The sequence below is a fragment of the Sphingobacterium sp. UBA5996 genome, from assembly GCF_002429765.1.
Lineage (GTDB): Bacteria > Bacteroidota > Bacteroidia > Sphingobacteriales > Sphingobacteriaceae > Sphingobacterium.
The window spans coordinates 20,040-32,089 of sequence record NZ_DJAS01000013.1 but is presented as its reverse complement, the minus strand read 5'-3'; the positions used below and the strand labels follow the sequence as shown (position 1 = coordinate 32,089).

Annotated in this window: 10 protein-coding genes; 4 read left to right on the top strand and 6 right to left on the bottom strand. The window is 38.7% G+C overall.

The window, feature by feature from the left end; translation table 11 throughout:
* Positions 1-166 precede the first annotated feature (166 nt).
* Together B3E00_RS10470 and B3E00_RS10465 are read left to right on the top strand one after the other, a co-directional pair.
* Positions 167-1,219, top strand: coding sequence for a sugar phosphate isomerase/epimerase family protein (locus B3E00_RS10470; protein WP_293938367.1), 1,053 nt, complete (start codon positions 167-169; stop codon positions 1,217-1,219).
* Positions 1,220-1,252: 33 nt separating this feature from the next.
* Complete coding sequence (locus B3E00_RS10465) at positions 1,253-2,410, top strand: Gfo/Idh/MocA family protein (RefSeq protein ID WP_293938366.1); 1,158 nt, start codon at positions 1,253-1,255, stop codon at positions 2,408-2,410.
* Positions 2,411-2,598: 188 nt separating this feature from the next.
* Here the strand turns inward: B3E00_RS10465 and B3E00_RS10460 are convergent, their stop codons facing one another.
* From B3E00_RS10460 to B3E00_RS10445, 4 genes are all read right to left on the bottom strand, one after another.
* Positions 2,599-3,603, bottom strand: a complete 1,005-nt coding sequence (locus tag B3E00_RS10460; protein ID WP_293938365.1) for a YihY/virulence factor BrkB family protein — start codon at positions 3,601-3,603, stop codon at positions 2,599-2,601.
* Between the two features lie 64 nt (positions 3,604-3,667).
* Complete coding sequence (locus B3E00_RS10455) at positions 3,668-4,948, bottom strand: hypothetical protein (protein WP_293938364.1); 1,281 nt, start codon at positions 4,946-4,948, stop codon at positions 3,668-3,670.
* 326 nt (positions 4,949-5,274) lie between these two features.
* On the bottom strand, positions 5,275-5,907 hold the full coding sequence (locus B3E00_RS10450) for a response regulator (RefSeq protein WP_293888148.1): 633 nt from the start codon (positions 5,905-5,907) through the stop codon (positions 5,275-5,277).
* An 11-nt stretch (positions 5,908-5,918) separates the two neighbouring features.
* Positions 5,919-8,165 carry a sensor histidine kinase gene (locus tag B3E00_RS10445; RefSeq protein ID WP_293938363.1) on the bottom strand — a complete coding sequence of 749 codons (2,247 nt, stop codon included), beginning with the start codon at positions 8,163-8,165 and terminating at the stop codon, positions 5,919-5,921.
* A 151-nt stretch (positions 8,166-8,316) separates the two neighbouring features.
* On the opposite strand from B3E00_RS10445, the gene B3E00_RS10440 reads away from it, so the two are divergent.
* Together B3E00_RS10440 and B3E00_RS10435 are read left to right on the top strand one after the other, a co-directional pair.
* Entirely contained in the window at positions 8,317-8,649 is a 333-nt protein-coding gene (locus tag B3E00_RS10440) for a DMT family transporter (RefSeq protein WP_409530115.1), read from the top strand.
* A gap of 53 nt (positions 8,650-8,702) precedes the next feature.
* Positions 8,703-10,001 carry a DEAD/DEAH box helicase gene (locus tag B3E00_RS10435; RefSeq protein WP_293938362.1) on the top strand — a complete coding sequence of 433 codons (1,299 nt, stop codon included), beginning with the start codon at positions 8,703-8,705 and terminating at the stop codon, positions 9,999-10,001.
* A 44-nt stretch (positions 10,002-10,045) separates the two neighbouring features.
* On the opposite strand, the gene B3E00_RS10430 is transcribed toward B3E00_RS10435, so the two are convergent.
* Together B3E00_RS10430 and kdsA are read right to left on the bottom strand one after the other, a co-directional pair.
* The gene (locus B3E00_RS10430) at positions 10,046-11,146 is read right to left on the bottom strand and encodes an SGNH/GDSL hydrolase family protein (RefSeq protein ID WP_293938361.1); all 1,101 of its coding nucleotides are present in this window, start codon (positions 11,144-11,146) and stop codon (positions 10,046-10,048) included.
* Positions 11,147-11,230: 84 nt separating this feature from the next.
* Positions 11,231-12,046, bottom strand: a complete 816-nt coding sequence (gene kdsA, locus B3E00_RS10425) for a 3-deoxy-8-phosphooctulonate synthase (RefSeq protein ID WP_209579168.1) — start codon at positions 12,044-12,046, stop codon at positions 11,231-11,233.
* Positions 12,047-12,050 lie beyond the last annotated feature (4 nt).

The following is a 12,050-nucleotide window of genomic DNA, read 5'->3' as shown; positions in this document are numbered from 1 at the left end:
TTTAATTGCAACCGGTTGCGAATTTTTGTAATATTGTATTAAACAAGTACGTAACTTGAATAACCAGATTATAATAGTATAAACTAGAGACTAAATCATTGCTTCAAACTAATCAGAATATAAATCTTTTCAGTCTGAGATATGGTCTTTTCTAAACGTAATAAATATGACAACAATTAAAGGTCCTGCCATCTTTCTCGCACAATTTATCGGCGATGAACCCCCGTTTAATTCCTTAGAAAATATCTGCCAATGGGCCTCAGCGCTCGGCTATAAAGGTATTCAGTTGCCAACCTTAGATGCTCGTTTTATTGATCTAGAAAAAGCAGCGTGCGATAAAAGCTATGCACTCGACCTAAAAGCTAAAGTACAGTCCTATGGATTGGAAATCACGGAACTCTCAACCCATCTTCAAGGGCAACTAATCGCTGTAAACCCAAGTTTTGATGATCTCTTTGATGCTTTTGCACCACAGCAGGTACATCACGATCCTCAAGCCCGACAACAGTGGGCCATACAACAATTAAAATATGCCGTACAGGCCTCTCATAATCTTGGACTGAAAGCATTAGCAACCTTTAGTGGCGCATTATTGTGGCCATTTATATACCCTTGGCCACAAAGGCCAGCCAACCTGATTGAGACAGGATTTGCGGAACTTGCCAAATTATGGTTACCCATACTCGATGAATGCGAGCAGTATGATGTCGATCTCTGTTATGAATTACATCCGGGCGAAGACTTGCACGATGGTGTTACTTTCGACCTATTTCTCGAAAACGTAAATAATCACAAACGGGCAAACATCCTTTATGATCCCTCCCATTTTGTCCTTCAATGCCTCGATTACCTCGAATTTATTGACATCTATCACGAGCGAATTAAGATGTTTCATGTTAAAGATGCTGAATTTACAGCTTCTGGCCGTCAGGGTGTGTATGGTGGCTACCAGAACTGGCAAGCCAGAGCTGGTAGATTTAGATCAATTGGCGATGGACAAGTGGACTTTAAAGCCATATTTACCAAACTTACACAGTATGATTTTAAAGGCTGGGCTGTACTCGAATGGGAGTGCGCATTTAAAAATGCTGAAGATGGTGCTCGGGAAGGTGCCCTGCACATTAAAGACTATATTATACGGGTTACCGATAAGGCATTCGATAATTTCGCGGCAGTAGAAACAAATGATAGCCTCAATCGCAAACTATTGGGTTTGTAAAATAAATGATCTCGTCATTATAAATTTAACTTTATGAGCACTACAAAACTTAAAATGGGTATGATAGGCGGAGGAAAAAATGCTTTTATTGGTGCTGTTCACCGTATGGCGGCCGGAATCGACGGCCATATTGAATTATGTTGTGGAGCGCTAAACTCTGATCCTATTGTTGCAAAAGAATCTGGATTACTTTTGGGACTTCCAAAAGAAAGAAGTTATGGAAGTTATCAGGAAATGATCTTCCAAGAAAGCAAGCGCCCTGCGCAAGAACGCATGGACTTCGTCAGCATCGTCACCCCTAACTTTGCTCATTTTGAACCGGCAATGATGGCTTTAGACCATGGCTTTCATGTCGTCCTCGAAAAACCGATGACTTTAACACTTGAACAAGCACGTTTACTTCAAGAAAAAGTGGAAGAAACCGGATTAACACTCTGTGTGACATACACATACTCCGCTTATCCAATGGTAAAACAGGCCCGTCAACTGGTGAAGGAAGGTCGACTAGGTCCAATCAGAAAGATTATGGTTGAGTACCCACAAGGTTGGCTCAGTAAACTCATCGAAAACGGCCTCTCACTGGCATTCTGGCGCACAGATCCCGAAAAAAGTGGAAAAAGCGGATGTATGGGTGATATCGGAACGCACGCAGCACATTTAGCAGAATATATCTCAGGCCTGAAAATAACTAAAATGTGTGCCGACTTACAAACTTTCGTCGACGGCAGAAAACTGGAAGACGACGGCAATATTTTACTTCGATTTGAAAACGGTGCAACAGGAGTGTTATCTGCCTCGCAGGTCGCTGCCGGAGAAGAAAATGCCTTAAAAATTAGAGTATATGGTGAGGAAGGCGGTTTAGAATGGAACCAACAAGATGCCAATACACTAATCGTCAAACATATCAATCAGCCGACTCAGCTTTTTAGAGCGGGCCAACCATACCTTTCACCACTCGCACAACATAATATACGCTTACCTGCTGGTCACCCAGAAGGATATATTGAAGCATTTGCCAATATCTATAGAAATTTTGCAACTACACTTTTAGCGTCCATGGAAGGTAAAGTTCCGACAGAAGAAGAGACTGACTTCCCGACCGTAAGTGATGGTGTCCGGGGCATGAAGTTTTTAACAACTGTACTTGCTTCAGCAGAATCTGAACAAAAGTGGACTGACTTCCTAAGTTAATAAAATAAAAGAACCAATGTGGTGTCCCCCGCAGGCGGGGAAACCACATTGGTTGCTATTTTAGCGAAGTCACTTGTGATTATCGCATCGGATTTAAATAGTTCTACTCATTTGAATAAAGTTTCCTGCATATACGCTTCGTCCCATTTTTGCTCAGCGTATATAGAAGTGTTTCTATTCAACAGCTATTATTTTTTTGGATACTTTGCAGCTTCCTCTATCACTATAGTTTGTTCTTGTTGTGTTAGTGGAGCTGGAGGAATTTCAGCAATATCTCGTTCGATTTCCTGAGTTTCGACATGAACAGCATATGGCGAAGGTTCTATTGGAATACCCATTACAGTCGCATATTCTCTGGTATAAATAGCACCAAAATATAAGATAGCGGCTGTATAATAAACCCATAACAAGATCAACACAAACGAGCCCGCTGCACCATAAGTATCTTGTGTAGCCGAATGTTCTAAATACACCCCGATTAAGTACCTGCCTACCACAAATAAAATTGAGGTAAATAAAGCGCCAGCACGAACCGTTCGCCAGTGAATATTGACATCCGGCAGTATTTTAAATATGACACTGAACAAAAGAAAAATAGTTCCAAAGGATAAACCAAAGTTAATCCCGTTCACTAACATAACTGTCATATCTGGAAAATAACGCTGCAGCTGATCCATTAATGCCAAAATCACACCATTAATAATAAGTGTAACAACCAGCAAGAATCCCAATCCTATAACCAATGATGAAGACAAAAGTCTGTCCTGAATTAACTTTAACCAACCTTTCTTTGGCTTCGCGCGTACGTGCCAAATCTTGTTGATGGAATTTTGGATATCCCCAAAAACTGTTGTTGCCCCTAAAATTAAGGTAACACTACTGATCAGCAATGCCAGATTTGACTTTCCTGACAATTGTAAATTCTGAATAACCTCCTGAATCTGCTTAGCAGCACTATTCCCCACAAAACCGCGTAACTCCATAAACACCCTCCCCTCAATGGCATCCTCTCCATAAAAAATTCCAGCCAAGGCAATGATTAGAACGAATATTGGACCGATCGAGAAAACCGTATAATAAGATAGTGACGCACTGTACTTCATTGAATCTTCATTGAGAAATCCCGCAACAGTACTTTTCAAAATTCGCCAATACGTTTTTATTTTACTGCTACTCTTAGTTCTGATATCCATATTTTCGCGTTTTATCTCAACAACAAACCATTAAGTAGTCGAGAAAGTTTGTCCTTTATACGTTTTAATGCGAATAGTCTTTTAGAGTACCTTCCAGAACCAATCGATCCTGTTTTACGACTTTTAGACTAAGGATGAGATCTGAAACAAGGGTTTTCAGTCCTAAAATAGGCGACACTTTGACTTCATTTGGCCAGTCCGCCAGATGAATCGCAACATGAGATAACTCATCAGTCTTCTTATAGTTCCCGTTTAGTCTGTTTACGTCTTGCGATGTCGACAACATACTGAATCCCCTATCTTGCTTTTTAAACCATTGGTAGAACAGCTTATCTGGCAGAAACTTGTTGAGGTTACTATCACCCCCCATGGTAATTCTTACTTCTGGAACAAGTGTGTTATATAGCGTTTTCTCTTCGACCGTTTCGAAATTCTCATCAACCGCATAATTGACAATAGTATCCGTCTGAGTTACCTTATTTTTTAATATTTCAATATCAATATAACTACCGTCCAAATGTGTGATAAGAGAATCGGTCATCATCGGAAATTCTGCAAACGCTTGTTTTAGTTTATTTTTCAGTTGATTCGTAGGGATATTGACCCAAGCTTTTGCAATATATTGTGTCGATGCAAGTTCCCTGACAATGAACTCTTTCGGAAAGTTCCAATTTTTTGAGGTAAATTCACCATAAACATCAACTTGATCACCTTTCAATGTGAATTCAACATAATTGTTAGTGGATAAATCACTATAACGTACCGATTGGCCGGTAAGTGTGCTCGGATCGGCGATAAATTGTTTGATAGTCACCATATCGCCTTTTGATTGAATGAGCTGCAGCATCTCTTCCTTCTTATCATCAAGATCAAAACCTACACCAATCAATAAATCATTTCCTCTACACAAAAATGCCATTTTATTCGCCCGATCATACGCATACGTCATCCCGGAATCGGCGCCTCTTTCGATAGAATCTACTTGTATGACTTCTTTTAGAAAAAATAAGAATTGCTGTTTATCCTTTAGCTGAAAAAAAGCATAAAAATTTTTTGGATGTTCCTCCAAAGTAAAAAGAAAGACATTCGCTTTAATGTCAATGCCATTATCTTGAAGTTTACTTAGCCTTTTGCCGAAATTCAAACTTTCTTTTTGTGATATCTTCCATTTATTAAAAAACTGATTCAACAAAATATCATCCAATGATACCGTTAATAATGCTTTACTTTCTTTATGGACCAATGATTTGTAAGACTCTTGCTGCCTGAGTATGTATATTCCCCATACGGTAATTATCAAAAGTATAACAATCCCTATCGTCCAAACTATTGTCTTTTTTATCATATCGATTCAATCTATAAGTGTGAGTTGCCTATCTAATACCCGTCAAAAGGGAACCCTAGTCTTCCAATGAATTAAATCTATCGCGTTGGATACGCCAACAGAAACCTATACCACACTATTTATGGCTGAAGCAAACTCAGTATAAAAATCCTACAATTCAGCTAATGAAACTATTTGCCTTTTTGACATAAAGTATGTGTTTAGTTTTCAATATTGGAGTTTGACACGTTCAACCTAAAAATAGCGAGATTTAAAATAACGAGATCAAAAATATCAATCAAATAGCGCTTTTTTCACCCCTGAAATCAGGGAATTGGTAATTCCATTTAAGATTCTCGAATTAAACCATATTCCAGGGCAGATTTTACAGCGGCAGTAACGCTCTTCGTTTGAAATTTCTCCATTAGATTTTTGCGATGACTTTCTACTGTGTGCGAACTGATAAAGAGAGATTCAGCAATTTGATTAGTTGTCATACCTTTCGCTACGAAACTGAGCACTTCTTTTTCACGACGTGTCAATTTTGGCACCTGCTTTAGCCCTATCTCCGATTTCTTATTCAAAATAGTCTGGGTTTTCTCACAGATATAGCGCTTTCCAACAATAACATGTGAAATAGCAGTCAGTATTTCATCGCCATTTGCATTTTTCTGTAAATAGGCATCGGCTCCCTCGTTTAGAATACTATTGATGACAGCAAATTCATTGTGTACACTAAACGCGATTATTTTCAGACCATTGTTATTCTCTTTCAGGCCTTTAACTAAATCTATTCCATTAGCGTCCGGTAGATTAATATCGAGGAGCAGTACCATTGGCATGTCTACAGCAATATTCTTCGACAGCTCGGTTGCGCTAGAATACATGCCGACAACTTCAAAATCTTCATGCGCGTTGATAATGTTTTTCAATCCTTCAAGCAACAAGGGATGATCGTCTGTAATCGCTATTTTTATCATTTTTCTAAAAGTTAAACCATGGGTATTTCCAACTCTATCGTAGTACCCGAGCCGTAATCAGACATAAGCTTCATTTCGCCGTTTAAAAACGAAAGTCTTGAACGCACATTATGCATTCCTGCTGCATGCTGCAAATCGACACTTTCTATATCAAAACCCTTGCCATCATCTTCAATTGTGATATGTAAACGCTCATTATGTGAAGAAAGCTGTATTAAAATATTGGAAGCACTAGCATGCTTCAATGCGTTATTGACCAATTCCTGAATAATTCGATATAAAGAAATTTCCTGTTCAGTACTCAACGTTGATTCAAATTGTAGAAATTCGCATTCAACGAGACATGTAACCTGGCTCATACGACTCGCATAGTCTCTTAAACTCTCCTTCAAACCATATTTCACAATTAGATCAGGCATAAGGTTATGGGCAAGCCGACGAAGTTCATCTACCGCCCCATCCAACAGATCAATGCTTCGATCTATTCCTTCCTGTACGGATTCCTTTTCTAAAGTAGCCTTATTAAGCTCCGATAAACCTAACTTCGTACTAGACAGTAAACCACCCAAACCATCATGCAGGTCACGGGCAAGGCGTGTCCGCTCCTTCTCTTCCCCAGCGAGCATTGCTGTCAGGCTTTCAATCGCGTGTTGCTGATTTTTCTTTTCGATTTCTAATTGATGCAAATGCTCCCGCTGTTTCAATGCATTGGAACGCTGCCAATAGGCGTAAAAAAGCAAAACGATGACAACCAAACAACTAATAAATAACCAAATATAAATCGAATTCATTCGCGACTTAAAAGCAATTTTCTTTTTTGACACGTCAAGCTCTTGTAAACGTTGTGTATTTTCCAGTCGGCTTAATTGCAAATCTTGCTCCTTTTTATCTCTTTCGAGTTGTAATACTTTAAGCTGCTGGGTACGATTCAGTTCATTCAATTTCAAATTCTCAACCAGTTGATGCTGTCTGTCATTCAAAGCTTTCATCAACTTAATCTGCTGTTCCTTTTTCTCTCCCTCCAAACGAAGACGCATTAACTTTTGGTTCTGTAATTCTCGCTCAAACTTCAGCTCCAGCTGTTTGGTCTTATCTAGTTTATCCGAATTAAAAGCTTTTTCAAATACATCAATATAGCTTTTTTGATAGTTGAACGCTTCTTTATATTTTCCTTCTTCAACACTTACTTCAGCCAGTCTGCTAAATAGACTTAACCCCACCTGATAATCATAATGCGGCTCTCGATTAAGATTATCCAAAGCTTTTTGCAGGTATTTCTTACCTTCATCACGAGCGCCAGCTTTGAAAGCTTCATCCGCGAGGATACCATAAGCGGGTATCGTGATGGCATATTGTCCAGTTTCAGCAGCGATATCTAAAGCTTGCTTAGCGTAGGCTATCGCTTTTTTAACACCACTATCCGAATAAAACTCGTGGTATAAATTTGCAAGATTAACGGAAACATAGGCTCGATCCGTTGGATTGATAAGATGTTTATCATTCTTGTTCACCAAGCTATACGCATCAAGATAGTGTTGTTCAGCTTTACGCAATAGATCAAAATTCGCTTTATTTAACCTGTACTGTTCTTCAAACAGATAACCAGCTTGCATGTATGCATCAAATAAGCTATTGACATTCCCACCTGCTTTAGCCGTTTCCAACAATAATGAAGTATACTTTTCTTGAAAATCATAATTACGCTGATTGGCGTAGATTGCTGTTAGTTCTTTATAAACGGCCAATTTACGAGCGATATTTGCCTCTGTCTGCGGTGCCTTCTCTAAATAAGAAATCGCTTTGTGAAATTGGGCAACGGCCTCATCTTCTCTATTCTGCCGTGTCATAATCCATCCATCACAGTAATATACATATCCTTTTATTCCATTTTCATTGACAATCGGAAGCACAGATTTAGCATGTTCCAAATAAAATCTCGATTTTTCAAAAGCATGATCATTAAAACTATTCATCGCAGCAATACAATTCAAGTAAGCATAATACTGCTTATCAGGATAGTTTCTAGCCAACTGAATATTGTCATGGAGTAGTTGACCAGCCAGGGCTTTCTCATTATTAAAATACAGGGCCTGTGCGTATTTTCCCGTCAGTACAAACCGCTCTCTGCTTCCTAAAGGAAGATTGTAATACGATTTCTTTAACTCCTGCAGCTGTTCTTGCGCAAATACAGCACAACATGGACACAGAAAAAGAAAAAATATTAGAATTGAATACCAAATATTCTGAACATACCCCATAAAATCAATTGTTGCAGCTAGCTAAGTGAATAGTCCAAACTTAGATAAATTTAGCTTTATACACAATAAATTATCGCACATACAAGTTAAACGGATGCGCTCGATATGCAAATCAGACGGGACTTGCTAAACAAAAAATCATACCTTTGCTATAATGAAGTATATCTATTTATTTCTTGCTATAGCTGCTGAGATCTTCGCAACCACTTTCCTCAAAAAGTCTGAAGGCTTTACCCTGATAAAACCTACTATTATCAGTATTGTTGGGTATATCATTGCATTCTACTTTTTAAGTATCACCCTGAAATATTTACCTGTGGGTATATCCTACGCAATTTGGTCAGGAGTTGGAATTGTAGCGATTACACTAGTGGGTATGTTTTTATTTAAACAGATTCCCGATACAGCAGCGATTGTTGGTATGGTCTTAATCATCGCTGGAGTCATCGTTATCAATCTGTTTTCAAAAATGGGAGCACATTAGCTGATGTAAGATCTAAATTTGTATTTTTGTAACTTACATAAATTAAAGGATACGTGTCGTTAGAGAAACTAAAACTTAGCAAAAGATTGACTGCTACGATGACTGAACTCGGTTATCTGGCTCTAAAGGAAATTCAGAGTAGGTGCATTTCCAGAATTCTTGGTGGACAGGATGTCATTGCCATCGCTCCTGAAGGAGCTGGTAAAACCACAACTTATGTTTTAACCACCTTGATGAAGTTGAAATTCACAACAGATGAAGCTCCAAAGTTTTTGATCTTGGCGCCAAATGAAGAACGTATCGACGAAATCGTTGAAAAGTTCCACCAACTAAGCAAAAATAGAGATCTTCGCATCATTGGATTACGCGCTTCAGGCAGTATGGAAGAGGAAATCGGAGAATTAGTTGATGGAAAGGACATTGTTGTAGCTACGCCAAATCGTGCTAGAGCGATTTATCTTAAACTAGCATTAAATCTCAATCGAATTCAAACGTTAATTATCGATGATGCAGAAGAGATTATCAAACAAGGGATGCAAACACCCGTACGCGAATTGGCAGAAAGCTGTGGTAAGGTGCAACATATCGTGTACAGTACGGTTGAACACCAGAAACTTTATGACATGGTAGAGAATTTTATGAATGAAGATTATGCCGTCATAGAGGTAGACGAACTCGAAAACGATACTGTTGACACCTTGGATTTGCTCGTATATCATGTCCCTAATTTCACAACGAAAATCAATTTATTAAATCATCTGCTGCAAGATAAAGAAGTATTTCAGAAAGTAGTCGTTTTTGTAAACACCAAACTTACGGCCCAGAAATTAGCCAGCCACTTATTCAGCAGCAATAAAGAAGAAATTGCAGTACTCAATCCATTATTTTACGACGATTTCGGTTATGAAGCCATTGAAGACTTCAAAGAAAATAGTCTATCCCGTGTATTGATCATTGCGAGAGAAAACACAAATGATATCGATCTTTCCGCTATTCCGTTCGTTTTCCAATTTGAATTACCAAATGAAAAGGAACAATTCTTAAATCACCTCCTCAAGAATGAAGAGAATGAAGAAACGATAATACTGACTTTTGCTACGGACCTGGAATTACCTATGGTGAAAAAAATCGAACAGGCCGTTGGTAAAAGGATGGACATATTAGAGCTACCCGAAGATGTTTCCATATATAACTCGACCACCGATAAGAAGAAAAAGGTCAATAAGGAAGAAGACCAGACAGATAGTTCTCGTGGAGGAGCATTTCACCAAAAGAAAGAAAGCAATGCCAAAACTTTTAATTATGGCGGCGGTGAAAAAGCGAAAATGACCATGAAAATGAAAAAGAAATAGAAATTCAAAAAGAATTACCACTAAGAAGGGAAGNNCTTCCCTTCTTAGTGGTAATTTAAAACTTTTCTCAACAACTTAATATAAGCATTTGCAATTCTTTCCATCCCTTCATCATTTGGATGCGCGTAGTCAACCGTAGAGTTCAGATCCAAATTAAGCTCTTGACTCGATAACAAAAAAAGCTGGCGAACACCCTTTGACTGTAATTTGCTAAACGTGGCTTTCAGTACCCGGCTGCTTTGCTGATATTCATCATTTTTATCTTCATTAAAAACCTGTTCAATATTCCCAGAACTGTGTTGTGTCAAAATAATAGGCGTAGTCGGATGTTCTTTTCTTAAAAATGTTACCGCATAGACCAACAAAGAATCCAACTGCTTTTCTGTTAAAGAATTCGAAATAGCGAGATTGGGAATACAATCCAGTACAAAACAGGCCGCATCCACGCTATTCATCACATTCAAAATTGGCTTTTCCAATCGGCCATTTCCCGAGAAACATAAGTTTATTACTTCGTGATCAAATGCACGTCCAACTTGATTGGTCCAAGCCAAACCCGGCCGACTCGTACAGGCCCCCTGGCCAATTGATGTTCCATAGACGACTATTGGCTTTTTTGGAGTTGTATGCGTATATGAAAATTTGGCTGTGCTTGGAATACCGATTTTTAACCACTTAACTGTATTATATAATGGAAGATATAAGCGATAATTAAACTTTTCATTACGACCGATATTCTTCCATTTATAAGAGACGGTGTCCGAAAAATCATAGTTGCCATATGTCCATTTCCATTCCTTTTTTGCTGTATCAAAGGCATAAAGATCCACGCCGCTGACAGCAGTTGTTGGCATGTGTGGCATATTGAGTCCGCCGGCCACCTGATACTGAACAGTAATCTCTGGAGAAGATGTCTGAAAGTCGACATAGAAACCCGCACTGTTCTTACCTAGCTCCCATACAGGTTTTCGTACTTGACTTTCCAATTGATCCGGAAGCCGGTTGAAGGCAGAGAGTTTCTGATTTGCCAATCTACCCTGTACATGCCCATCTTCAAGTGGTGAAAACCAACGATAATTCTCCTGCGATTTGATAACAGAAAAAGATAACAGTAAATATACTGTCAATACTATTCTTGGGAACATACAATAACGAGTTTTAAGTTTGATACAATTGATTATTAAAAAAGGAGCCTATTGGCCCCCTTTTGTTGCGATTTATTTATTATACTATAAAATAGCTTGTCTAATCCGTATCAGCTTTTCCATCAAACCTTCAAGCAAATCCAAATGCAACATATTCGCTCCATCAGACTTCGCATTTGCTGGATCGGGATGGGTCTCTATGAAAAGACCGTCAGCTCCCACTGCGATTGCAGCTTTCGCTATTGTTTCAATTAAAGCTGGCTTCCCTCCCGTTACACCAGAAGTCTGATTGGGCTGCTGCAAAGAATGTGTGCAGTCCATTACTGTAGGCACATTAAAAGCACGCATTTCAGGAATTCCACGATAATCTACAATAAGATCCTGATACCCAAATGTGTTGCCACGATCAGTTAAAAAAACCTTTTCATTGCCTGATTCCAAAATTTTATCGACTGCAAATTTCATTGACCCGGCACTCAAAAATTGTCCCTTTTTTACATTAACGACCTTATTTGTCTTTGCGGCAGCAACTAGCAAATCAGTTTGGCGGCATAAAAAAGCTGGAATTTGAAGAACATCAACATATGCAGCAGCCATTTCTGCCTCATGGCTTTCATGAATATCCGTCACGGTCGGAACACCAAAGGTATTACCAACCTTTTCCAAAATTTTCAACGCCTTTTCATCACCGATACCCATAAACGAGTCGAGGCGAGATCTATTAGCCTTACGGTAAGACCCTTTAAAAATATAGGGAATATTAAGTTTATCTGTAATAGTAACAATCTTCTCAGCAATACGCAAAGCGATTTCTTCTCCTTCAATCGCACAAGGTCCCGCCATTAAAAAGAAGTTCTGCGATGTCCCGTTCTTAATTTCAGGAATGTATTTGTTAATCATATAA

Excerpts from the sequence above, each read along its gene's own strand:
- B3E00_RS10445 (WP_293938363.1), bottom strand. The coding sequence starts at position 8,165 with ATGGGGTATGTTCAGAATATTTGGTATTCAATTCTAATATTTTTTCTT.
- B3E00_RS10450 (WP_293888148.1), bottom strand. The coding sequence starts at position 5,907 with ATGATAAAAATAGCGATTACAGACGATCATCCCTTGTTGCTTGAAGGA.
- B3E00_RS10470 (WP_293938367.1), top strand. The coding sequence starts at position 167 with ATGACAACAATTAAAGGTCCTGCCATCTTTCTCGCACAATTTATCGGC.
- B3E00_RS10455 (WP_293938364.1), bottom strand. The coding sequence starts at position 4,948 with ATGATAAAAAAGACAATAGTTTGGACGATAGGGATTGTTATACTTTTG.
- B3E00_RS10430 (WP_293938361.1), bottom strand. The coding sequence starts at position 11,146 with ATGTTCCCAAGAATAGTATTGACAGTATATTTACTGTTATCTTTTTCT.
- B3E00_RS10465 (WP_293938366.1), top strand. The coding sequence starts at position 1,253 with ATGAGCACTACAAAACTTAAAATGGGTATGATAGGCGGAGGAAAAAAT.
- B3E00_RS10460 (WP_293938365.1), bottom strand. The coding sequence starts at position 3,603 with ATGGATATCAGAACTAAGAGTAGCAGTAAAATAAAAACGTATTGGCGA.
- kdsA (WP_209579168.1), bottom strand. The coding sequence starts at position 12,046 with ATGATTAACAAATACATTCCTGAAATTAAGAACGGGACATCGCAGAAC.